Below are 23,467 nucleotides of genomic sequence, written 5' to 3' on the forward strand. Positions count from 1 at the left end.
TTTACTCTCTGTGATAAGTAACGTTCTGATGAAATTCGGGATAACCAATTTCATCGTGCTCGGTGAAATCCAGCCCCAGTTGTTCGTCCTGAGTGCTGGCCCTGAGCCCCATCAGACGATCAATCAGGAAGAAAACAATCAGCGCTAACGGAAATGCCCAGAAAAAGGCCGATACAATGCCAATAATCTGCACCGCAATATGGGTGATGCTGAACATATCGTCACGCAGGAAAAGCCCGGCTGCCAGAGTCCCCCAGGCACCGGCAAAACCGTGCACAGGCACGGCGCCAACCACATCATCCAGACGGCGACGTTCCATCCAATAAGCACCATAAACTGCCAGCATGCCGGCAATAAATCCGGTCAGCGCCGCAAATTCGGGCGCCATACTGGCACAACCGGCGGTAATACCGACCAGTCCGGCGATACTGCCGTTTACCGTGGCCGTCAGCAGCACCGGCCGCCGGGTAATACGACTGAACACCAAAGCTCCTACGGCACCGGCAGCGGCAGCTAACTGAGTATTCAGAACAATCAGGCCTATATCGGCATTGGCAGCCAAGGTACTGCCGCCGTTAAAACCGAACCAGCCGAGCCAGAGAATAAATCCACCCAGTGCCACCAGCGACAGATTATGCCCGGGGATTGGACGGGCCTCGCCGGTCTTACGATCAAAACGTCCGGTACGCGGACCCAGCACAATGATGCCGGCCAGTGCACACCAGGCACCAATCGAATGCACCACTGTGGATCCGGCAAAATCAATAAAGCCGAGTTGCGCCAGCCAGCCACCGCCGCCATACAGGCCGCCCCACACCCAGCTGCCAAATACCGGATAAATAAAAGCGGTAATGAGACAGGCTGCGATCAGGTAAGCATCGTAACGGGTACGCTCGGCCATGGCGCCGCTGCAAATAGTTACGGCTGTTGCAGCAAACATGGTCTGAAACAGCAGCACTGTGTAATCCCAGGGTTGAATATCCGCAACCGTACTGGACGACAACGCAAAGTGGCTGTAGCCAAAAAATCCGGAAAAGTTTTCACCGAACATCAGACCAAAACCCACCAGCCAGAAAATCAGCGTGCCCAGACAAACGTCCATGTAGTTTTTCATCATGACGTTCACCGCGTTTTTCGCCCGCGACATGCCACTTTCCAGCAAGGCGAAACCCGCCTGCATAAAAAATACGAGCGCGGCCGTCATTACCACCCACATACTGTTGCTGTTCAGTTCTGCGTTGTCTGCCAGCGCAGGCGCACTGAGCAGCGTGCAGACGACAGCCAACTGGGCTTTGCTAATCCGGATCATGTACTCCCGCCTTATCGATAGACTTTTCAACAGCAGAGCAAAGGCTGTGCCACGAAAAAAACACAGCCGCCGCTGCGCTTTCAGCCGAAACGACTACCCACTGCAGAATATTGACGGCACCACGAACGTGCAGTGCCCGCTCACTTATGCACCAGCTTCAGGCTGGTCATGGCGGATTCGACACTGCTATATTGCAGTTATGGACGACTGCCCACGGAGGCCAGAGGCACTGCATGTCCCTGATCGTTTTCGATATGGGGCGCCGGATTGAAACGCCGCTCCGCCCGGAACTCTTTCGCGTAAAAGCCATGCAGGCTACGGAGGCGCTTGCGCCTGTGCAGGCCGGTCATAATGACGCCGAAGGAAAAAACAGTTCCGGTCAGGGTTACCGTCAACAGGAAAAAGCCCCTGAAAGCGTGGCCTTTGTCGCCGACATCATGACCACTCAGGTACGCACCCTCGGTGACCAGGCCAGTGCGGCTGATGCATGGGCAGTGCTGTCGTCGGAACGTTTCCACCATTTACCCATCACAGACAGCAACGGCCAGATACTCGCCATGCTGTCTGATCGCGACCTGATGCGGGCGCTGATCCGCAATCCGGCCGTACTTTCCCAACCTGCCCTGTCACTGGCCAAACGTCCGGTGCTGTGCGTTCTGAAAAATACCGACATACGTCAGACCAGCCATATTCTGCACGCCTACGGCATAGGAGCCCTGCCGGTGGTTGGCGATGACCATAAAACACTGGCGGGCATTATTACCCGCGGTGATCTGCTGCAATTACTCAGTCATTACGGTCCGATGGAGCTTTGGGCCTGACGCCTGTCTTTCGTCAGCCCTCATCCGGACTTAAGGAGCATGCCATGAGCGAATCCATGGAACGACATTACGAACTGATTCACCCCAAAACCCACCTGCGGGTTTTATCCCGCTACGAAATTCAGATGCTGCGCGACGTCAGTAGCGACACGCACGAACTGGTGCGCCGCTGTTGTTACGCCGTACTCAGCGCCGGCAGCGTGAACGATGATTATCTGAATCTGGAAGAAGAATTCCGCGATTTTAATATCCGCGTTGAACAGGAAGACCGCGGTATTGTTCTGAGTCTGGTAAACCCGCCACAAAGCGCCTTTGTCGACGGTGAAATCATCCGCGGCGTGCGCGAACAATTATTTTCGGTGCTGCGTGACGTGCTGTACGCACAGGAATCGATTCTCAAGGCACACCGCTTTGATCTGAATAAAGGCGACGACATTACCAACGCGGTTTTCCACCTGCTGCGCAACGCCAACGTACTGAAACCCGACCGCTTACCGAATCTGGCCATCTGCTGGGGTGGACACTCCATTCCCCGTCACGAATACCAGTACACCAAAGACGTGGGTTATCAGCTCGGACTGAGAGGTCTGGACGTTGGCACCGGCTGCGGGCCGGGTGCGATGAAAGGCCCGATGAAAGGCTGCACGATCGGTCACGCCAAACAACACAACCGCAGCGGCCGCTACATAGGCATTACCGAGCCCGGCATTATCGCCACCGAAGCGCCCAACCCGATTGTAAACGAGCTGATCATTTTGCCGGATATCGAAAAGCGTCTGGAAGCCTTTATCCGCCTCGCTCATGGCATTGTGATCTTCCCGGGTGGTCCTGGCACAGCAGAAGAACTGCTGTACCTGCTTGGTGTACTGTCGCACCCGGCGAATCAGAAAATTCCGTTTCCGGTGGTCATTACCGGGCCCAAAGAAACCGAAGGCTATTTGCGCGATATCGATAAATTCATCGGTGCGACACTCGGCGCCGAAGCGCAGGCACGTTACACCCTGGTCATAGACGATGCGGCAGAAGTCGCACGCCTGATGAAAAAAGGCATACGTAAGGTTGCCGACTACCGCAAAAATAACGATGACGCCTATTTCTTTAACTGGGCACTGACGATTGACGAAGACTTTCAGCTGCCGTTTGACCCGACCCACGAAGAAATGGCCAGCCTGTGCCTAAGCCGCTCACTGCCGGGCCACAAACTGGCTGCCAATCTGCGAAGGGCATTTTCCGGTATCGTTGCCGGTAACGTTAAGCAGGTGGGTATTCAACGGGTTAAAGAATTTGGCCCTTATACCCTGCAGGGTGATATCGACATCATGCAACAGATGGATGCCTTACTGAGCAGCATGGTGGACAAAGGACGTATGAAAATCAGCGGGAAATACGAACCTTGCTATCGGGTAAAAACAGGCGACTGAGCGCCTGTTTTTACCGTCTCCACATCAGAAGCGGGACAGGTACTGGGTAATACCGGTTTCCTGATCTGCTTCAACCTCTCGGTGAATATTGTTCATCGGCTCCACCACACCTTCACGGCCGCGGCTAAAACTCTGCTCATCAACAATGACTTTGTAGGCTTTATTCAGCAGCAGTGCACGTTCCGTTGATGGCATCAGCAGATAGCTGATATCGCCGGCCAAACGCGCAAACGCCTCAGGCTTTTCCGTACCGTCCTTGTTGAAGAACTTACTGAACACTTCGGTGTTGGTGCGGTATTCATTGCCTGTCGGATTCTGGCGCAGGTAGAACGCATATTGTCCGGCACCATCCTCCCGCAGCGGGTCTGCAACACCGTCCAGACCTTTCTCCATCCATGAATACCAACCGTGACGGAACTGCTCATCCCCCAGCTTCCACTGGAACGACAGGTTGGTATCTGCATGAGCGCCGATATTGCCGTGACAGCCCATGCAGAACATAGTCTCTTCATAGGTCTGCGGACGCAGCTGACCGGCATCATCTTCGATAAAGCCCTGATACACCCAGCCGTGCTGAGCATTCATACCGGCTTCCATATTACCAATAATGGTTTTCGTTCTTTCGGGAAAATCGTGACGCTCTTTGAACTCAGCCTGACCAATCAGACGCAGGTCGTAGTAATCTTTCCAGGCCAGTTTGCGGCTGTAGCGCAGCTCTTTCATGCGCTTGGCCATCCGGGTTTTGTCACCATCAACGTCGATGTAACGCACGGAATGGACAAATTCAGTGCCTTCCGGAAACAGGCGGCCCGCAATATGAATGCTCCCGTCTTCCAGCGCCTGACGGGCCTCACCAACATAACTCATAAAGCGTTTCTTTAGGGGGGCCCAGTCGTAAACCACTTCAGTAGCAATATCGAGCCGGTCGTTTTTATTCAGGTCGACCTGCAGCAGCTTCTCATCCGTCGGTTCAATGGCAACGTTCTGCTGTTTGATCATGGCCTCGACAATGGCAAGGTTAACCTTATACACCGAGGGGTCGTAGACGCCTTGTTCGTTCTTGCGGAAGGTGTCCGGCAAGCGGATCATCACGTCATCGGTTGAGCCATTGGTCGGCAGAAAGGTGCCGAGAAACGGAAAGTACGCATACACGCGCCAGCCACTCAGCTGACCGTCCGGGCGAACATCAAAGCCATCGGCGTTAAAATTAAAGTAGACATCCGGTGTATAACCATCCCACTGACCGTTTTTATTCCGGTCCCATTCTGGCGGAATACTTTTCATTTTTTCGGCCAGAATAATTCGGCTGTCTGACGTAAAGTAATTATCCTGACGAACGTAATTCAAAATGCTTTCGTCAGATATTTTTCCGATATCCGTGGTTCTGTCTTTGTAGACATTGGTCCAGTAATTTTTCAGTGCAGTCTCTGGAAATCCGTAATTTTCCTGAACGTCAGTATCGTTCATAAAATTAGGTACTTTACTGATGGTATGGCAGGCATAGCACGGGTTGTGTGCCTCACCGACACCGTCGATAACATTGGTGTAGCACTGAGGTGGAATGTAGGCGACCTGATTGCCGGACATATCAGCTGTCAGATCCGTCAACGTTCCGAAAGTGATTTCACTCGTGCTTTGCTTCATCGGATTCACAGTTGCAACCTGATAAGCAGTGGAACCACTTTCCCCCTGCGCTTTCTGCGCCTCGCGAGCACCGTCACATCCAACAAGAGCAACAGTCAAAAGCAGAAAAGATGAGATAATTCGTTGCATCTGTAAACCTTTCTCAAACACTATTTTAACCAAAAAAAGGACGGGCAAAGCCCGTCCTTTCCGATCCATCCGTCACCAATTACTTGGTAGAAATACCCGGGAATGGACCAATGTAACCGGTGTAAGCCATTGTCTCGCCAGCACCAGTATCTTTATCACCGTCAGATTCGCCATATGGATGCTGAACGACAGACATCAGGTAGGCCCAACCATTGATGTTCGGGTACCAGTATGGAGAAGTAGTTTCTGCACCGTATGGAGTGGTCTGAATTCGGGTCAGAGACTCAGTAGCGAAATCATAAGCCCAGATTACGTCATTCTGATGACCAGAACCGGAATCTTCACCGATGATCAGCTTGTCGTAGCCTTCCATGTAAGTCACGTTGTCCGGGTTCGCCAGACCGTCGATATGGCACTTGTTGCTCTCGAAACCAGTTACCTGATCTACCGGGTTTGGACCATAGGAAGAACTGGTTGGCTTACCGGCGATAAGGCCATTAAAGTTCTGTGCAACGTATTCAGAACCGATGGTGCTGTCGCTGGCCAGATCCAGAGCGTATACACCACCACACACGTTGAAACCATCCAGCTGCAGATCGTTGTTGCCACCTTTATCGTAAGAGGTGGAAGCAACACCGTCTTTCTTGAAGTTTTCCATACCGCGTTCGATTTCAGAGATACCAACGTACAGACGGTTACGTTTGCTGTCGAAGGTTACACCTTCTTCTTTACGCAGTTCGGTAGTGGCACCCAGCATGGCCGCATAGCGACGGGTTTCCAGACGGGAAGCTGCCTTTTCCATACCGGTTTTTAACTTCAGACATTCCTGGCCAATGCCGTTGGCATTAATCGAGGTGTAGCCAGTAGGACATACGCCGTCGGTTGCGGATTCTGTGTCGAAAATATCAGCAAAGGTGGTGCCGTTATTAACGAAGGTTTTGATCTCTGCATCGGTAGCATGACCCAGGCTGATCCAGCTGAGGTTAAATTTGCCCTGACCTTCACCTGAAACCTGATCAAACTTAGCCGCGTAGGTAGTACCAGCGGTCAGATCACCGGCGGTATCGGCAACGTACATGTAGAAACCAACGTTGGTACCGTCATCGGTCATATAAGCAGTTTTGGAATCCGGCAGTACTTTAGCCAGCTCAAACGCCAGACGACCCATGGAATAATGCTTGGTCAGAGTAGTTTCTGCACTCTCATTGACAGCAACTTCAATATTCCAACCATAGAAGTACGGATTCCAATCGTTTTCGTCCGTGTAGTAATCCAGTTGCTTGGCATAGTAAGAAGTGTTGGCAGCGAAGTCAGCCGGGGTCGCGTTAGTCTTAGCATCTGGCTCATATTCTTCAGAAGCCAGATGAGTCTGCCATGGAGTCACAGAGGCAGCACAGTGAACCCAGCCGCCATTAACGCCTGACTGATCGATCTGCTTCATGTTTTTAACAGTCAGCTCACCGGTCTCAGAGTTCTGATTCAGTTCCATCAGGAACATGGCACCCGGAGTGGATTCCATCTGAGAAACAGAGAACAGCTTGCTGCCAACCTGCAGAAGAGATGTGTGTTCATTCGAGTTAGAAACACGAATAGAACCGTCGTCTTCCTGCAGTACGGTACCAGTCTGATCAACCAGCTGTCCGAAAATAACGCCGTTGTGATCTTCACCTGAACGCGCAAGCGTATGGTAAGAACCACCGAAAGTACCGTCACCCACAGTGGCTTCAGAAGCGAAAATTGCGCGTTTGTCCGCGTCGGTCTGAGGGGCTGCAACACCTGCAAAAGACAGTTCAGTACCAAAGGTTTTGGTGGTGTGATCGGCTGTTGTCAGATCTTTACCATCTTCGCCACCGCAGGCCGCCAGCATGGCAGTGATCGCGGAAACGGTAACCGCCTGCGCGAGGCGATTTTTTTCCAGAAATTTCATATCCATCTCTCTCTCGGTTTTAAAAGGGCTAACTTCCCGGCGAGCAAGACTAGAGTACGAAAATGACAATCCGGGTTATTTTTTATTACAGAGAAAAGACATTGTTATTACAGATATCAGCTAGATACCAGCCCCCGCAAACGCGCCTCCTGGCGGCGCTCAGACAATTAAAAGGAGGCGGTCAGACAATAGAAAGGCAAATGCCAGGCAACAAAAAAGGAGCCGAAGCTCCTCTTTTATTCAACCGCAGAAATCAGTGAATCAGACTTCTTTGGCGTTGATTTTGGCGTACCACATCTGCGGACCGGTTTTGTGCACCGACTCACCTTTGGTATCCACTGCAACCGTTACCGGCATGTCTTTTACGTCGAACTCGTAAATGGCTTCCATACCCAGATCGGCAAAGCCCACCACTTTAGAGGCTTTAATCGCCTGAGATACCAGATACGCTGCACCGCCCACGGCCATCAGATAAACGGCTTCGTTATCTTTAATAGCTTCGATGGCGATGTCACCACGCTCGGATTTACCGATCATGCCCAGCAGGCCGGTTTTTTCCAGTACCAGACGGGTGAATTTGTCCATACGGGTAGCGGTCGTCGGGCCAGCTGGTCCAACCACTTCGTCACGTACCGGATCAACCGGGCCAACGTAGTAAATAAAGCGACCTTTCAGATCCACCGGCAGCTCTTCGCCACGGTTGATCATGTCGGCCATACGCTTGTGCGCCGCATCACGGCCCGTCAGCATCTTGCCGGACAGCAGAATGGTTTCACCGGTTTTCCAGTCTTTTACGTCTTCTGCAGTGACGGTATCCAGATTCACACGACGCACGGAATCACCCACTTCCCAGGTAATTTCCGGCCAGTCTTCGACGTTTGGTACTTCCAGCACAGCCGGGCCGGAACCATCCAGCACGAAGTGAGTGTGACGGGTAGCGGCACAGTTCGGAATGATCGCCACTGGCTTATTAGCCGCGTGGGTCGGGTAATCCATCACTTTAATGTCGAGCACTGTGGTCAGACCGCCAAGCCCCTGAGCACCGATACCCAGCTTGTTCACTTTATCGAACAGTTCCAGACGCAGTTCTTCGGCACGGTTCTGTGCACCACGGGCTTTCAGCTCGTGAATGTCGATCGGTTCCAGCAGGGATTCTTTGGCCAGCAGCATGGCTTTCTCGGCAGTACCGCCAATACCAATACCCAGCATGCCCGGTGGACACCAGCCAGCACCCATTTTAGGCACCTGTTCCAGCACCCAATCGACAATGGAGTCGGACGGGTTGAGCATAGCGAACTTGGATTTGGCTTCAGAGCCGCCGCCTTTGGCCGCTACGTGCACGTCGACTGTGTTACCCGGAACCAGTTTCATGTGAATGATGGCCGGGGTGTTGTCTTTGGTGTTGGCGCGTTTGCCGTCCGGGTCAGCCAGAACGGATGCGCGCAGCACGTTGTCCGGATGGGTGTAAGCACGGCGTACGCCTTCGTTACACATATCTTCAACAGACATATCGCCTTCGAATTTAACGTCCATACCAATGGTCAGGAACACAGTCACAATACCGGTATCCTGACAGATCGGGCGGTGGCCCATGGCACACATGCGGGAGTTGATCAGAATCTGGGCCATCGCGTCTTTGGCAGCCTTGGATTCTTCGCGCTCGTACGCTTCATGCACGGCATCAATGAAGTCTTTCGGGTGGTAGTACGAGATGTACTGCAGCGCATCAGCGACGCTCTGGATCAGATCTTCTTGCTTGATCACAGTCATGGTGGACTCTCTCTCAAAGGCTTCAGATGCTGAAGCCGGTGGCTGGCACCCACTGGCAGCTTGTGGCCCTGCGGGCGTAAAAACGCCCACATGGGTGGGCGTTGTTATTGTGGGGAGTATTGTAGCGCAGTATCCGCTGGCCTAAAACGGCCACCAGTCTTCGGCTTTGGTACGGGGTCTGGCTTTCAGCTCACCGTCGGCGGCAGGCTGACCGTCAGCGGCACCGGCGGGCGTGGCGTCGAATACTTTATCCATGTCGCCACCTTCTTCGGCGGCTGGTTTCAGCAGGCCGCGGCCATGATGAATCATGCGGGTGACCGGTAACTCGGCCAGCGCCTGCGACGGAGCCACCAGTTGCAGCGGGCCGTCGCCGATCGGGGTAAAACCACTGGCCGGGTCCACCGCTGGCGGATCAATTTCGGAATAACGCAGGTAATAAACCTTGCCGGCCTGAACCTCGAATTTGAGTTTGGCGACGGTACGGATGACAAAATCGCCAAAGCCTTCAAGCCCCAGCAAACCGCGGCGCATCACCACGTCGTACTCACCCGGCATCATTTCGTACCAGGTGTAACCGCCGCCTTTTACGTTGAACAGGCGCTCACCATCGACGTTGAAACTCGGGGTTTCCAACTCATCCATGGACCATTGCGTGGCGGGACGGTAGACATAAACCAGCGCGGTGTGTTCATAATCCCAACGGTAGCCAACGGGTTTGAAGGCCTGTCCATCGGGTTCGGAAACATAGGAGCCGAAGCTGTCACCAACAGACTGGTGAACGGTACAGCCGGTAAGACCCAGCAACAGGGCTGCGGTCAGAAGCGGGAGCATTTTTATCATTATTATTATCCTGGCCTGACTGGCATAGGCTTCACTGATCTCAGACAGACTATCCTGCCTTCAGTGGCGGATCAGTGTACACAAAAAAATCGCCCTGCTATGATGACATACTTACAAAAAATAACAAAAACAAAAGGGCTCAGAATATGGATGCATCCTGGAGCACCCTGCGTAACACCATTCTCCCGGTTATCGTGCTGGCTGCCGTGTCTTTTCACGGGTCTGCCGCAACGCCGAACGAAGCGTATTATTCTCAGGACATCGACGACGCCGTCGCTGCCGCCAAACGCAATCCGGTCGATACCGAATACGTTGGCTCGTCCTGGTACAACCGCTCAACGTCACGCAGCTTCCCGTTACCCAAACTCCTGAACACCGAAATGGACAGTGAAGTGGTCGAAGGTGCCATGGGCCCAACCGCTGCCGGTGAACAGGCGGCCTTTGAGGCCTCACGTCCGGTGCGGGATGCCGCGCTCGGTCGCGTCAACAAACGCGATGCACTGGCTGAATCCAAGAAAAAATCCGACGATCCGGATGAAGACGAAGATTACCAGCCAAATCCCACCGAAATTTATGTGCCGGAAGCGCGTTCAGAGAACAGTCGCGTGCGGGAAATCCGCGCCAATGTCAGCATTAAAGCCACCGCGCGTCCCTGAGACATAACGCTCATCCATAACCAACAGGAGAAGATGATGAAACAACTGATCCCGTTATCCCTGCTGTTGCTGGCCTGCACTGCGAAGGCCACGCCGGATGATCAGTATTATTCTGCGGATATTTTTACCGCCATTGAAGAAGCGCGTCAGCGCACGCATCACTACGATTACAGCTCAGCCCTGCGCTACAACCGCTCGACGTCGCAGAGCATTCAGATTCCACGTCTGCTGAATAAAGAAATGGCGCAGACCGCGGTAAAAACCCCGGACACTGCGCTGGATACCAGCCCGCGTGATGACAACGGCGAATCTGCCCAGAATCTGGGAGCCGACACCACATTGACCCTTGGGCCAAACACCACCCCACGCGATCTGCAGCTGGGTGATGGCACACCATCCCCCGCGTCCGTTACCGTGACTGTGCGCTGAGTTTTTCGCGGATTTTAGCGCGCAGCGCCTGAGTGAATACCATCAGCATTCGGTCACGCTGCCACAGCGCTTTCTGCTCTGTTGGCAGGCTGGCAGAAAGCTCATCCGTCAGCGCAAACAAAGCCTCCACCGCATTCAGCACCGGCAAACGATAGCCTGAGGTATCGACGGCAAATGCCTTTGCCAGTACATCGGCCTGCTGCCTCATTGGCAGTGCCTGCTCAGCCGGCAACCAGGACGCGACCCAGGCCGCCAGCGCCAGCACACCGTGCACATCTTCCCAGCAACGGAAAGGCTTGTTCAGACGTTCATTGGCATCAGCACAGAAAAAACGCGCCGGGGTATCGGCAAAACTCAGCGCCAAATGAGGCAGATCCGTCATAAAGGGCTGCGGCTTACCGCTGTCGTGAATCTGAACACCTGACGAGTCCGGCGTAGCCACTACACAGACCAGCTGCCCAGGATCGTCCGCTGCACGGGCGATCACGTAACACGTATCCAGTCCGCGCCCGGCCAGCATGGCGTGGGATTTAACGCCCGAAAGCCCGGATTCAGCGGCATACACAGTGCTCATGTCGCGCAGGGATTTCACCCCTTTTTCGGACACACAAAACGCTGCCCATTGGTCCGGCCGCAACGCCGGATCAACACAGCGCATCGCACACTGATAACCGAAGAAAAAGGCCGTACCCGGCGTCAGACTGAGTTCACCACCCAGCCAGGCAGCATCGGTCAGGGCGTGCGCAGAGAGAAGATCCTTCAGCGAGCGGCGGACGTCGTCCGCCGATGCTTGCAGGCTGATGCGGCCGGAGGGTCCGGCCGCATCATGAGGAGAGGACATTACTGGCCGCCAACCGCGTTTTGCAGACGATCCAGACGAATCTGAATGTCTTCAATTTCCAGCTTCATATCCGCCAGGTTGCCACCACTCTGACGCATCTTGGTCAGGGTCGCTTCCAGCGTCTGAATCTGCTCGCTGTTCTGCGCGATGCGCAGCTGGTTTTCGGCAGGCAGATCGAGAGCACCGGCTTCCAGTTTCGCCATACGCTTCTTCAGTTCAGAAGCCGAGGCATCCACTTTCTTATCCAGAGCGGCTTCCGCCTGACGGGCTTTGTCGCCGGAGGCTTTCAGATCTTTATCCAAAGCAGCCACGGAGGATTTCACGCCTTCGATGGCTTTCTGATTGCTGGCAATGTCGGTCTTATTGCGTTTGTTCGCCACATCCCACAGCTTACGGATTTCCGCGTCGTGTTCTTTGATCAGCACTTTCAGTGCATCCAGCGACATATTGGCGTTCTCACCGGTCACCGACAGTTTCTCGTTGAGCACATTCAGGTTCTCGGCCTGAGAACGGATGATTTTCTCAGCGTTCGCCAGTTGCTGCTGCATGGTCTGGAACTGCATAAACATGAATCCCGCCAGACCACCCATGGCAACCGCCACCAGTAAGGCGATGGTGGCCAGCGTCTGTTTAGGTGCCGGCGCAGAAACCGCAACCGGTGTCGGGCGCAGCCCCGCCGCCTGTGCACGCTGAGCGGCGGCTTTACGGGCAGCCAGCTGCTTCTGGCGCAGAGCAATGTCTTCCTGTGACGGCTTCATGCCCGGCACGATTGGTTCTTTTTCTTTATCCATCTCAGCCCCCGAAATTGGTACTTCATCGTTATTATCGCGCCCCAGTATAACGGCATCCGCGCTCATGAGAAATTATGACGCGAATTGATGTCAGACCTGCAACAAAGCAGCCCAAAACCAGCATAACCACACACTTTGCATGAATAGCGCCTCATGGTTCAGGGTGCTATTATGCCGGGACTATTTAAGCGCCGGCCCGACCCGGCGCACAGATTTGCAACCTGACTCAGCAATGAATGGAGATGCACCATGGCATTTGAATTACCGGCTCTGCCTTACGCAAAAGACGCTCTGCAACCACACATTTCTGCAGAAACTCTGGAGTTCCACCACGGCAAGCACCACAACGCCTACGTGACCAACCTGAACAATCTGGTTCCTGGCACTGAATTCGAAGGCAAATCTCTGGAAGAGATCATCAAAACCTCTTCCGGCGGTATCTTCAACAACGCTGCTCAGATCTGGAACCACACTTTCTACTGGCACTCCCTGAGCCCGAACGGCGGCGGCGAGCCAACTGGCGCACTGGCTGATGCCATTGCCAAAACCTGGGGTTCTTTTGACAAGTTCAAAGAAGAGTTCAACAAAATGGCCGTTGGTAACTTCGGTTCCAGCTGGACCTGGCTGGTGAAAAAAGCCGACGGTTCCCTGGCCATCGTGAACACCTCTAACGCTGCTACCCCAATCACTGAAGACGGCGTTACTGCGCTGATCACCGTTGACCTGTGGGAACACGCTTACTACATCGACTTCCGCAATCTGCGTCCTAAGTACCTGGAAGCATTCTGGGCACTGGCTAACTGGGAATTCGCTGCTGCGAACTTCGCTGCTTAATCAGCCGATGTGTGTTAAAAAACCGGGCCCTGCCCGGTTTTTTTTATGTCTAGAATTTTCATGAAACTGTTACTGGCTTCGTCGTCACGCTACCGCCGCGAATTATTAAACCGGCTGCGCATTCCGTTTGAACACGCCTCACCCGATATCGATGAAACACCGTTATCCGGCGAAAGCGCCGATGCCTACGTGGTGCGTCTGGCGAAAGAAAAAGCCGCGGCGTTAAGCGCCGACTGGCCGGATTACTGGATCATCGGCAGCGACCAGACCTGCGTGCTCGACGGCGACATCTGCGGAAAACCGGAAACGGTGGAGCGCGCCTGCGCGCAACTGGAAAAAGCCAGTAGTAACGCCGTGACCTTTCTGACCGGTCTGTGTCTGCGGGCACCGGACGGACGTGAATATTCATTGTGCGAGCCATTTCACGTGCATTTCCGCGCGTTAAGCCGTGCGGATATTGAACGCTATATCGCACTCGAACAGCCGCTGGATTGCGCCGGCAGTTTTAAAGTGGAAGGCCTGGGCATCACGTTATTTGAACGCCTTGAAGGGCGTGATGTGAACAGTCTGGTGGGGCTGCCCTTAATCGGTCTGACCGATCTGATGCAGCAGGCCGGTCTGAATCCGCTGCAACTGGCGCAATAAAAAATCCCCGCAGTGCGGGGATTTTCATATGCGCTTTCCGGCCCGGAATCAGTCTTCCGCTGCCTTCAGCGGGAAACCTTTGAACAGGCTTTCCATGCGCTCGTTCACCTGATCAACGCCGAGTTTATCGGATACCGTGAATTCCCAGATGCCGTTGAATTTTTCCTGCGTCAGCTGACGGGCGGTGCCGGTCTGGGTGACGATGGTCGGGCGCAGGAACACCATCAGGTTGCTCTTCACTTTCGATACCGACTTCGACTTGAACAGCCAGCCCAGCAGGGGAATATCCCCCAGCAGTGGCACTTTGCTTTCGGTTTCAATCACGTCGTCGCGGATCAGACCACCCAGTACGATGGTTTCTTTGTCTTCCGACAGAATCATGGTCTTGATCGAACGCTTGTTGGTGATCAGGTCGGCACTGCCGTCCACTGTGGTGGAAGCAACGGATTCCGCAGTGGCTTCCACTTCCAGACGAATCGCCTGACCGTCGTGAATGTGCGGCTTCACTTTCAGCGTGATACCCACGTCTTCACGGGTGATGGTGGTGAACGGGTTGCTGTTGCTGCTGGACGCGGTAGAACCGGTACGGAACGGCACGTTCTGACCGACCACAATTTCCGCTTCCTGATTATCCAGCGTCATGATGCTTGGCGTCGACAGCAGGTTGGTTTTGCTGTTGCTCTGCAGCGCCTGCAGCACCACACCGAAATCAACAGCGCCGTTGCTTTCGCTGTAACCGCCCAGCGTCAGACCGCTGGCCAGTGCGCCACTGACATCGCCGGATGCCACCGAGGTGGCGATGGTGCCCAGTGACGGACCGGCGTTCGAGAAGTTGGTGCCGGCTACCGGGTTGTCCAGATCGCCCACCGCCCACTGAATACCCAGCGCATCGCTGATGTCGCCGGTGGCTTCGACGATGGCCGATTCAATCAGCACCTGCGCACGGCGCACGTCGAGTGCACTCACCAGCTCTTCAATTTCTTTCATCAGCGACGGTTCGGCACGCACCACCAGAGCGTTCAGTTCTTCGTCGGCATGAATACCGGCTTTGCCTTTGGTCTGGGCGGCGTCTTTTTCGGCAGCAGAAGAGGACGTATCGGACAGCAGGTTTTTCAGCAGCTCCGCCATTTTGGCGGCATCGGCGTACTGCAGACGGATCACTTTGGCGCTGCCGGTGAAATAAGACGGCTGATCCAGTTCTTCGATCAGTTTACGGATACGTTCGCGGGCGCTTTTCTCGCCTTTGATGATCAGACGGTTGCTGCGCTCGTCGGCCACCACGCGGATGGAACCGGCGGTATTTTCGCTGCCATTGGCGGCAGCACCCTGCGACACCTTGGACGGGTCCAGATTCTGCAGCATGGTGACCACGTTACCGACCCAGGCTTCTTTCAGCTGAATCACTTCCAGTTCTTCGGAACCGGATTTATCCAGGCGGTCGATGATCTGTTCGATTCGGTGAATATTGTTCGAGTGGTCAGAGATGATCAGGGCGTTGGCGGATTTCACACCGGCCAGATGGCCGTATTTCGCCACCAGCGGACGCAGAATCGGAACCAGATCCAGCGCCGGGGTATTTTTGATCATGATGACTTTGGTCAGCAGTTCCTGGCTTTTCGACGACAGTTCTTCGTCCAGATCACGGCCCTGCTGTTTAACGTCGTTCTGTTGCACGATTAAGGTCACGTCACCGGCGGGTACGGCCACATAACCCTGCACCTGCAGCACCGACAGAAACAGTTCGTAGACACCGTCTTTGTCCATCGCATCGCTGGACAGAACGTTCACCTTGCCCTTAACCCGCGGGTCAACCACAAAGCTTTTACCAGTGATGTCCGCCACCTGAGAAATGAAAGCGCCGATATCAGCTTCCTTCAGATTGATCTGCCAGCTGTCCTGCGCCTGCACCGCGGCGCTCAGGGCCAGCAGTACCAGAAATGCCCACTGTTTCAACACACTCATATCCTTCACTGATTCAAACTGTGGTTAACCACAAAACGACTGTTGCCCCGCTGCACTTCGATGCGGGCATTTCCTTCACTGCTGACCTGTTGCAGAACCTGCTGATCCGACGCCGGATCACCCAGCATCTGACCGTTCACTGACAAAACGATATCGCCCGGCTGCAGTTGCAGCGCGCTCAGCACAGAGCCCGGCTGCACTTCATAACCCGAGCCCGACCCCAGACTCTTCAGACCCATTTCGGTCAGAGCGCCTTCCGGGTCGCTGCTGGTTTCTTCAGACACCAGCTCCATAAATTCACCCGGGTTGCGCACCTGCTTAAAGCGGTCACGCAACGAACCCGCGCCAACACGCGGACTGTCGTTGTCTTTGGGTTCCGGACGGTTCTGCACCGTGCGCGCGCTGATACCGGCGGCCGGTGCATCTTCAAATTTCAGGGTTTCCAGTTTGCCGTTGGTGTCGAGAATGACTTTATCTTCGTACACACCGGCCAGACGGGTTCTGCCCTGTACGGTGTCGCCGATGCGGTAGAACTCACCCTCGCCGCCTTTCGGAGCAATGATGGCGGACGACGCTTCCTGACGGGAAGCCTTGGTCACACCGAGCAATTCTAGACGCAAACGGGTATCCGGCGCTTCCACTTCGGTGCTGACCACCTCGACCGGCTGCGCGGTCATTTCGCCGAATAAATGATATTGAGCGGCCGACGGGCCACTGGCCACCGCGGCGTCGGCATTGCCTTTACTTGGCGCGCGCAGCACCAGTGGCTCAGGTGCCACCACCTGCCAGGTCAGATGAGCCAGCTGCCAGGACAACAACAGGGTCAGCGCAACCTTACCCGCGACCAATGCCGGGCGCTGCCAACCAACTGCCTGCGCGATTACGTCTGCCAAAAATCATCACTCCGTTTGCAAGGCGCCCAAGGTTACAGAACCTTATGGGACACTTCAAAAATTACCGTATCTTCCGTCGACTGCACCGGCCATTTCTGCCCCAGCACATCGAGGAAACGGCGACGGATGGCAGCACCACCCCAGCCGTCCGGCTGCAGGTAACCCTGAATCAGCTGCTGGCCTTCGGTGGTGGTGAAATTGATCACGGCTTTGTCGCCTTCCATGGCCAGCTGCCCAATCAGCATTGGCATGGTGGCGTTCACCGGCTTGCGGTCGACCGGGAAACCCACGTCGCCACCGCTGTAAATCAGCTGGCCCTGCACGCCACTCAGCTGGCGGCTGTTGAGGTCGGCGTTGAGCGCCAGATTATTCAGTTCGAAATGGCCGGCCACCGTAACCTGATTGCGGCGCAGCAGCGGCGCAATGGAGGCCGCTTCCAGAAAGCCCTGGGTGTTTTCCAGTGCTACGTGTCCCGCGGCACTGACGGTCACATCGGATTTCAGACGCACGCCTTCGCCGTCAACGGCCAGACCCAGCGCAGCATTGCCGCTCAGCAGCGACGCCGGATGCAGCTGCCAGACGCCATCCAGAGTGCCCAGACTGCGCAATTGCGGAATCTGCAGACGCACATGCCCGCGCCACAGGGTGCCGTTCACCTGCTCAATTTTGACCGGCAGGCGCGCCAGCGAAGGTTCGACCCAGCGCCAGACAAAATGCAGAGGGGTGTTAACAACAAGAATGATGAGGAAGGTAAAGAAGCCCAGTAACACATACCAGCGGGCCGCCCAGATGGCTTTAAACATGGTGATACTTATTATCTCTGGCGATGTCTGCGGGTCATTCTACTGAACGGGGGCCGAAAATTTAATGTAACAATGTGACATTCATGTAAAAAAGCAGGCGTCTGTCACGCCAGAACGCCTGCTTCTTCAGTAAATGCCGCGAACGGCTTTATTCGACCAGTGCCACGCCCGGCTGTTCACCTTCGTTCCAGGTAAAGACCGGCGAAATCAGTTGCGGCTGTTGCTGACGTGGCTCGATCACAAAGCGGTATTCACCGCCTGCTACCGGGTTGTACCAGCGGGTTTCGTAGTCGGCCATGCCCTGATCTTCATCGTCGAGGTAACGTACTTCGATGTCGTAACCGTCGTCGTCGACCGGCTCACCGTTCACCACCAGACGCTGCCACTGGCCATCGACCTTATGCTCCACCCGCACCAGCGGGTTGTGGAACTGAATGGCGTCCGGGGCTACGTCCGCCCAGCGCACGGCCACGTAGTTTTCTTCGTTGGCGCCATCGGCCAGCACGGCCTGCGGCTGTTCAAGCCAGCTGCGCTTGCCGGTGGACGACACCGCATCCGGCAGGAAGTCGTTCACTTTCAGGTTGTAGCGCCATTCGCCTTTCAGTTCTTCGACATTGCCGTCTTTCACCAGATCGCGCGCCAGCAGGCCCAGCTGAGCAGTCAGGTACGGCGTTGAATACTGACCGTACAGCGTATGGCCACCTTCGTAATTCTGGCGACGGTATTCCTCGGGCGTGGTGGTGTAACCGAAATAACCATTGGCGTTGCTGGCCACCCAGACATAACGCGGTGCATCACCACCGGCCTGCAGTTCACTCTGTACCCGTTCCGCCATGCGGTGGCCGGATTCCGTGGTTGATTCAAATGGCACCGGCAGCACCACCATGTCGTTGATGCGCAGCAGCTGGAACATGACGGTATTGGGGAAGCTGTCTTTCGGTTCCAGAATCGGCTGCAGGAAGGAGAAGCCCAGATGGCGCTTGTTGCCCTGACAGCCGTCTTTGAAGAACCACCAGCGACGCGACATCAGGTTACCACCATGGAAAAACGGAATGGCCGTAAGCCATGGCGTACGGCGCTCATAGGCACCGGCGGCCACTGTGTTACCCACGGCCGCGTCGTGACAGATTTCCACGTCTTCCACTTTATTGTGGTCACGGATATTCAGCTCGCGGGCAGCGGTTTTCAGGGTGATATCCGCCGTCAGTTCACTGCCGAGGGATTCAAACAGACCAATGGCTTCGCCGCCGATGCCCTGTCCGAGTTTTTTCGCCGCTTTCCAGTTCACCTCAAAATGACCGAACCAGTTGTCGCCGTGTTCTTCCAGCGCCGGCGCCATATCGCCCTGAGTGCCTGTGCTTAACGCGTGTACCACAGGCCAGGAGGTCTGGTATTCCTCACGGATTTTCCATTCCAGATCTTTCTGCGCGTAGGCGAACAGGTCGGCGTTATACACCTCAACCGGCACGGTCAGCGCCGTGGCGTGGACCGAGAAACTGGAAAACGCGGCCAGCGGTTTGTAGCGGCCGTCGTCGTCTTTCACGTCGACACGCACCATGTACAGCGCCGGGTTCACCGCTTTGAATTTGGCTTGCGGGTCATCGAGGCTGACGCCGGACACATCATCGTTCAGCACATAGGAGTCGAGCGCGCGGTTACGGTTGTAGCCGTAAATGTCTTTTTTACCGGTGGCAATTTTCGCCGGACGACGCGCTTCATACGCCTGAATGATGCCCTCGCTGATGCGGCTGGCGGTGAATTCGAGGAACTCAGGTTCCAGCCACTGACCGCTCGACATGTGCTTGTTGTAGAAATCGTTGTCGAAGAAATTGACCGGCGCCGAATGGCTGTGCGAGGCGGTAATGGCAATATCGCCGGCACCCAGGCCGGTTTTTTCCGCCACACGCGACGCCACTTCATGCTGCAGCAATAACGAGGCCGCGGTGAGGTCGGTCTGCACCACGGCCAGTGCCTGACCTTTGCCGTCGTTCAGATACACCACCCGCGCCTTAATACGGGTACGGAAGCCTTCACCGCGGTTGGCCATCACCGAATAACCGCCCATCGGCATGCCCGGTGGTGGTGTGATGTCCACCGACACGGCACCGGCGGTCGGGCCTTGCTGGCTTACGGCGGTATGAATACGGGCGTCGGGTTGCTGCACCACAATTTCCTGAGTGGCAGCACAGGCGGTCAACGCACTGAGAAAGGCGGCAGGCAGGAGCCTGGCCCAGCGAACGCGGGTAAGAGACATGAGAATGACCTTTAATTGTTATTGTCAGGCTTTTGTGCACGTTTGTACCACATCAACCAGCCCGCTGCCACTGGCCGTTGCTGCCGTTTTTGTCCCGCTATCAACAACACAGAAATCGCTCGGCCCTACTGATTCCATTGTCAGTTTTTGGTCAAGATAGCAGGCTCAAAGAAATGGATGTCCGGAGTCCCGATGAGTTTGCGTTATACCCCTGCCACACTGGCACTGTCTGCCCTGCTGCTGAGTTCAGCCCACATGGCTCAGGCCGCTGAACGGAGCGAAGTCGACAGCGACCACAACGGTCTGATTGAAATCAACGACCTCGACGATCTGAACGAGATCCGCAATAACCCGCTGCCGAGCAATGCCTACGAGCTGCACGGCACGCATCTGTACGGTAACAACGGCGGTTGCCCGACGGCCGGTTGCAACGGTTACGAGCTGACCGCCGATCTGAACTTCGACACCAACGGCAACCAGCGTTTTGATGCCGGCGACCGCTTCTGGAACAACGGCAAAGGCTTTGAGCCCATCGGCAATTTCAATCTCAAATTTGCCGCCGAATTCCACGGCCAGAACCACACCCTGCACAACCTGACCATCCACCGTCCCGGCGAATACTTCACTGCCCTGTTCGGCTATCTGGAAATGGCCAGCGTGCACCATCTGAATCTGACCGCCGATATTCAGGGCGGCGGTAACTCGGCGGCTCTGGCCGGTTACGCCTGGCGCTCTCTGTTTTATCAACTGCACGCCAACACTCAGGTGACCGCCAGCGATTCCACCAGCAACAGCTGTGGGGCGTTCTGCAATGCCGGCGCCAATGGCGGTCTGATCGGCAGCGGCGAAGAACTCATGGTGCGTCAGGTGCTGCTCAAAACCCGGGTAACCGGGGCCGACGAAACCGGCGGTCTGGCCGGCTATCTGGCCGACAGTAATCTGGATGAAATCGGCGTTCAGGCAGAGGTCAGCGGCGACAGCATGGTCGGCGGTCTGAGCGGAAAAATGACCCTGACCGCGGGCGACAGCGCCGCCATTACCAGCAGCGTCAAACGCAGTTTTGTCGCCGCCCGTGTCAATGGTGAAAACCGCGTAGGGGTTCTGGCCGGCAGCCTGAAAGGCACGGACCTGAGCGATGTGATCGTCACCGGTGACCTGACACTGGCGGATCGTCAGTACGTACGCGCCGGTGCGGTCGTAGGCTCAATGGACGGCGGCAGCAGCCTGCGTCTGCTGGCCACCGTGCGTCTGCCGGCCAACAGCGGCAACACGCGCTTTATCGGCTCCTTCGCCGGTGAGAGCAGCGATCTGGTTCTGACCGATATTCAGAAAACCCACGTCGCGTCTGATCTGGCGCGCCGCAGCGACGGCAGCGGTAAGGGCTCACTGACCCCAAGCCAGCACTACCTGCTGAGTCACATTCAGTGCGCCACCGCCGCCAATGCCTGCGACAGCCTGCAGTACAGCGACTGGAATACCGTGGTGAACAGTGGCAAAAAAGCGCTGTGGACCTTCGGTTCACAGGATCAGGTGCCGGGCGTGGTATTGCCGCAGGCAACTCTGGTCGACGCGGACGCCAACGGCGTGGCCGACAGCTGGCCGGCCATGGCGTCGCCGGATCCTGTTGACCCAGACCCGGTAGACCCGGATCCGGTAACACCCACTCCGGGTAAAAGCTCAGGCGGTGGCGCTCTGCTGATGTGGCTGTGGCTGCTGCCGCTGACGGCCGTGCTGCGCCGCCGGACTCTGCGTCCGGCCCGTGCCTGATCTGAAGGAACTGGCAGCCCCGGTTGGTCAGGGCAAGTTGCCTGCTATTCATGAATAAGATTCACAACCGACTTGCCCTGATGGAAATCAGGGCAGGCTTCTGAGCCCCGCGATCAGTTTTTCTTTTTCGGCTCTGGCCAGTTTTTTCACCCGCATTTCCGCCCGCAAGGCATCGCCGTGTGTTCCGACCGGCGTCTGATAGACCAGGGTCAGAGGCCCGCGCCCACGCAGCGCACGGGCGGTTTTCGGCCCGTTGGCACTGTGTTCAGCGAAGCGCCGGACGACGTCGGTGCTGATGCCGCAGTACAGGTTGCCGGACGCCATACGCACCAGATACAGGTGCCACGCGGGGCTTTCCGCCGGGGATTGCAGGGTCACGATTAATCCTTGCCGTGTCACAGAAAAGTCGTATTGTACCCACAAACCTGAGCCGCCCCCTTACAGGCGCAGAACATCAGGCAACTCACCGTACCAAGAAGTCGTTTTATGCACGCTGTATTCCGCGAACCGATAAGTGGCCTGACCCATCTGGCCGGCGCCATTTTCGCCATCGTTGCTCTCTGTATTCTCGCCGCTCAGGCTGCCCTGCACGGCGGCGTCTGGCACATGGTGTCGTTCATGATTTTCGGCGCCACGCTGCTGATCATGTTTGCCAGCAGCACGGTCTACCACCTCATTCACGCCTCGGACACCGTCATTCAATGGCTCAAACGTGTCGACCACATGGCCATTTTCCTGCTCATTGCCGGTACGTATACGCCCATCTGTCTGGTGCCGCTGAACGGCAGCACAGGATGGTGGCTGTTCGGGGTGGTGTGGGCGCTGGCGATTTCCGGCGTGGTATTGAAGGTGGTCTGGATCAGCGCGCCGCGCTGGTTTTCGACCGTAATTTACGTGCTGATGGGCTGGCTTGTGGTGTTCGTTTACCCGGTGCTGGATAAGATTCCGCCCGGCGCGCTGGCGTGGATCACCTACGGCGGCCTCAGCTACACCATAGGCGCCGTGGTGTACGCCACCAAGTGGCCAAATCCGTGGCCGAAGTGGTTCGGTTTCCACGAAATCTGGCATCTGTTTGTGATCGGCGGCGGTGTCTGCCATTTCTGGGCGATTGCCTTCCATCTGGCCGACGTACCGGTCTGATCCTTTCTTTGTCCGCAGCCGCCGGGTTTGCACCCGGCGCCGGATGCGTTTAGCCTCTGCGCCCGACTGATGCTGAACCGCACACTCAGGTGTGCCTGCCGGACCGATAGCCCATGAACGACATTTGCGACCCGCTGTTTATCAGCCGCTCTGTGCATATTCCTTTTACCGACATTGAGATGTCCGCCATCCGCGCTCAGGGCGCCGGTGGTCAGAATGTGAATAAGGTGTCGTCGGCCATTCATCTGCGTTTCGACATCAACGCGTCATCGCTGCCCGACTTCTACAAAGAACGCCTGCTGGCAATGCGCGATCAGCGCCTGACCAACGACGGTGTGATTGTGATCAAAGCGCAGCAGTTCAGAACCCAGGAACAGAACCGCCTCGACGCCCTGCAGCGCCTTCAGCAACTAATTCAGAGCGTGAGTCAGGTGCAGGCCAAACGCGTGGCGACCCGCCCGACCCGCTCATCGCAAAAGAAACGCATGGACCAGAAAAGCCAGCGCGGCGACGTCAAAGCCATGCGTGGCAAGGTGCGCTACTGACCTCAAAGCCTGAAGCCTGAAGCCTGAAGCCTGAAGCCTGAAAACC

The 23,467-nt window shown here is 55.8% G+C and carries 21 protein-coding genes; 9 read left to right on the forward strand and 12 right to left on the reverse strand.

The features are described 5' to 3' along the window. Nucleotide 1: 1 nt before the first annotated feature. Entirely contained in the window at nucleotides 2–1,309 is a 1,308-nt protein-coding gene (locus ACQUQU_RS12865) for an ammonium transporter (protein ID WP_430460098.1), read from the reverse strand. Nucleotides 1,310–1,542: 233 nt separating this feature from the next. Between ACQUQU_RS12865 and ACQUQU_RS12870 the strand changes: the two genes are divergently transcribed. After that, the gene (locus tag ACQUQU_RS12870; protein ID WP_430460099.1) at nucleotides 1,543–2,130 is read left to right on the forward strand and encodes a CBS domain-containing protein; all 588 of its coding nucleotides are present in this window, start codon (nucleotides 1,543–1,545) and stop codon (nucleotides 2,128–2,130) included. A gap of 44 nt (nucleotides 2,131–2,174) precedes the next feature. Next, nucleotides 2,175–3,551, forward strand: a complete 1,377-nt coding sequence (ppnN, locus tag ACQUQU_RS12875) for a nucleotide 5'-monophosphate nucleosidase PpnN (RefSeq protein WP_430460100.1) — start codon at nucleotides 2,175–2,177, stop codon at nucleotides 3,549–3,551. Nucleotides 3,552–3,575: 24 nt separating this feature from the next. Here ppnN and ACQUQU_RS12880 read toward each other — a convergent pair whose 3' ends face one another. The 4 genes from ACQUQU_RS12880 to ACQUQU_RS12895 form a co-directional block, all read right to left on the reverse strand. Further along, nucleotides 3,576–5,138, reverse strand: a complete 1,563-nt coding sequence (locus tag ACQUQU_RS12880; protein WP_430460101.1) for a hypothetical protein — start codon at nucleotides 5,136–5,138, stop codon at nucleotides 3,576–3,578. A gap of 265 nt (nucleotides 5,139–5,403) precedes the next feature. Beyond that, the gene (locus ACQUQU_RS12885) at nucleotides 5,404–7,251 is read right to left on the reverse strand and encodes an alkaline phosphatase PhoX (RefSeq protein ID WP_430460102.1); all 1,848 of its coding nucleotides are present in this window, start codon (nucleotides 7,249–7,251) and stop codon (nucleotides 5,404–5,406) included. Between the two features lie 261 nt (nucleotides 7,252–7,512). Further along, nucleotides 7,513–9,021, reverse strand: a complete 1,509-nt coding sequence (locus tag ACQUQU_RS12890) for a fumarate hydratase (RefSeq protein WP_430460103.1) — start codon at nucleotides 9,019–9,021, stop codon at nucleotides 7,513–7,515. Nucleotides 9,022–9,162: 141 nt separating this feature from the next. After that, a complete protein-coding gene (locus ACQUQU_RS12895; protein ID WP_430460104.1) occupies nucleotides 9,163–9,861 on the reverse strand; it encodes a DUF2846 domain-containing protein in 699 nt (232 codons plus the stop codon). A 146-nt stretch (nucleotides 9,862–10,007) separates the two neighbouring features. Between ACQUQU_RS12895 and ACQUQU_RS12900 the strand changes: the two genes are divergently transcribed. Further along, on the forward strand, nucleotides 10,008–10,517 hold the full coding sequence (locus tag ACQUQU_RS12900) for a hypothetical protein (protein ID WP_430460105.1): 510 nt from the start codon (nucleotides 10,008–10,010) through the stop codon (nucleotides 10,515–10,517). A 36-nt stretch (nucleotides 10,518–10,553) separates the two neighbouring features. Continuing rightward, nucleotides 10,554–10,946, forward strand: a complete 393-nt coding sequence (locus ACQUQU_RS12905; protein WP_430460106.1) for a hypothetical protein — start codon at nucleotides 10,554–10,556, stop codon at nucleotides 10,944–10,946. Here the strand turns inward: ACQUQU_RS12905 and ACQUQU_RS12910 are convergent. Continuing rightward, nucleotides 10,927–11,787, reverse strand: a complete 861-nt coding sequence (locus ACQUQU_RS12910; RefSeq protein ID WP_430460107.1) for a hypothetical protein — start codon at nucleotides 11,785–11,787, stop codon at nucleotides 10,927–10,929. The genes ACQUQU_RS12905 and ACQUQU_RS12910 overlap by 20 nt on opposite strands. After that, complete coding sequence (locus ACQUQU_RS12915; RefSeq protein WP_430460108.1) at nucleotides 11,787–12,578, reverse strand: hypothetical protein; 792 nt, start codon at nucleotides 12,576–12,578, stop codon at nucleotides 11,787–11,789. Before ACQUQU_RS12915 ends, ACQUQU_RS12910 begins: the two co-directional genes overlap by 1 nt. A gap of 249 nt (nucleotides 12,579–12,827) precedes the next feature. Here ACQUQU_RS12915 and ACQUQU_RS12920 point away from each other — a divergent pair, with 249 nt between their 5' ends. Then, the gene (locus tag ACQUQU_RS12920; protein WP_430460109.1) at nucleotides 12,828–13,412 is read left to right on the forward strand and encodes a Fe-Mn family superoxide dismutase; all 585 of its coding nucleotides are present in this window, start codon (nucleotides 12,828–12,830) and stop codon (nucleotides 13,410–13,412) included. Nucleotides 13,413–13,457: 45 nt separating this feature from the next. Beyond that, entirely contained in the window at nucleotides 13,458–14,057 is a 600-nt protein-coding gene (locus ACQUQU_RS12925) for a Maf family protein (protein ID WP_430460110.1), read from the forward strand. Between the two features lie 48 nt (nucleotides 14,058–14,105). On the opposite strand, the gene gspD is transcribed toward ACQUQU_RS12925, so the two are convergent. The 4 genes from gspD to ACQUQU_RS12945 all read right to left on the reverse strand — a co-directional run bounded on the left by gspD (nucleotide 14,106) and on the right by ACQUQU_RS12945 (nucleotide 19,969). After that, nucleotides 14,106–16,019: a type II secretion system secretin GspD gene (gene gspD, locus ACQUQU_RS12930; protein WP_430460111.1), complete on the reverse strand. Its 1,914-nt coding sequence runs from the start codon at nucleotides 16,017–16,019 to the stop codon at nucleotides 14,106–14,108. Between the two features lie 5 nt (nucleotides 16,020–16,024). After that, nucleotides 16,025–16,912, reverse strand: a complete 888-nt coding sequence (locus ACQUQU_RS12935) for a type II secretion system protein N (RefSeq protein ID WP_430460112.1) — start codon at nucleotides 16,910–16,912, stop codon at nucleotides 16,025–16,027. A gap of 32 nt (nucleotides 16,913–16,944) precedes the next feature. Further along, nucleotides 16,945–17,715, reverse strand: a complete 771-nt coding sequence (gspN, locus tag ACQUQU_RS12940; RefSeq protein ID WP_430460113.1) for a type II secretion system protein N — start codon at nucleotides 17,713–17,715, stop codon at nucleotides 16,945–16,947. A gap of 148 nt (nucleotides 17,716–17,863) precedes the next feature. After that, nucleotides 17,864–19,969, reverse strand: a complete 2,106-nt coding sequence (locus tag ACQUQU_RS12945) for a neutral/alkaline non-lysosomal ceramidase N-terminal domain-containing protein (protein WP_430460114.1) — start codon at nucleotides 19,967–19,969, stop codon at nucleotides 17,864–17,866. A gap of 192 nt (nucleotides 19,970–20,161) precedes the next feature. Between ACQUQU_RS12945 and ACQUQU_RS12950 the strand changes: the two genes are divergently transcribed. Further along, nucleotides 20,162–21,736, forward strand: coding sequence for a hypothetical protein (locus tag ACQUQU_RS12950; protein ID WP_430460115.1), 1,575 nt, complete (start codon nucleotides 20,162–20,164; stop codon nucleotides 21,734–21,736). Between the two features lie 87 nt (nucleotides 21,737–21,823). Here the strand turns inward: ACQUQU_RS12950 and ACQUQU_RS12955 are convergent, their stop codons facing one another. Continuing rightward, nucleotides 21,824–22,114 (reverse strand): GIY-YIG nuclease family protein, encoded by a 291-nt coding sequence (locus tag ACQUQU_RS12955; protein WP_430460116.1) that lies wholly within the window; start codon nucleotides 22,112–22,114, stop codon nucleotides 21,824–21,826. 108 nt (nucleotides 22,115–22,222) lie between these two features. Here ACQUQU_RS12955 and trhA point away from each other — a divergent pair, with 108 nt between their 5' ends. After that, entirely contained in the window at nucleotides 22,223–22,876 is a 654-nt protein-coding gene (trhA, locus tag ACQUQU_RS12960) for a PAQR family membrane homeostasis protein TrhA (protein ID WP_430460117.1), read from the forward strand. Between the two features lie 113 nt (nucleotides 22,877–22,989). Beyond that, nucleotides 22,990–23,421, forward strand: a complete 432-nt coding sequence (arfB, locus tag ACQUQU_RS12965; protein ID WP_430460118.1) for an alternative ribosome rescue aminoacyl-tRNA hydrolase ArfB — start codon at nucleotides 22,990–22,992, stop codon at nucleotides 23,419–23,421. The last annotated feature ends 46 nt before the right edge of the window (nucleotides 23,422–23,467 follow it).

This window comes from Thalassolituus sp. LLYu03 (genome assembly GCF_050507655.1).
In the GTDB taxonomy this organism is placed as follows: Bacteria; Pseudomonadota; Gammaproteobacteria; order Pseudomonadales; family Oceanobacteraceae; genus Venatoribacter.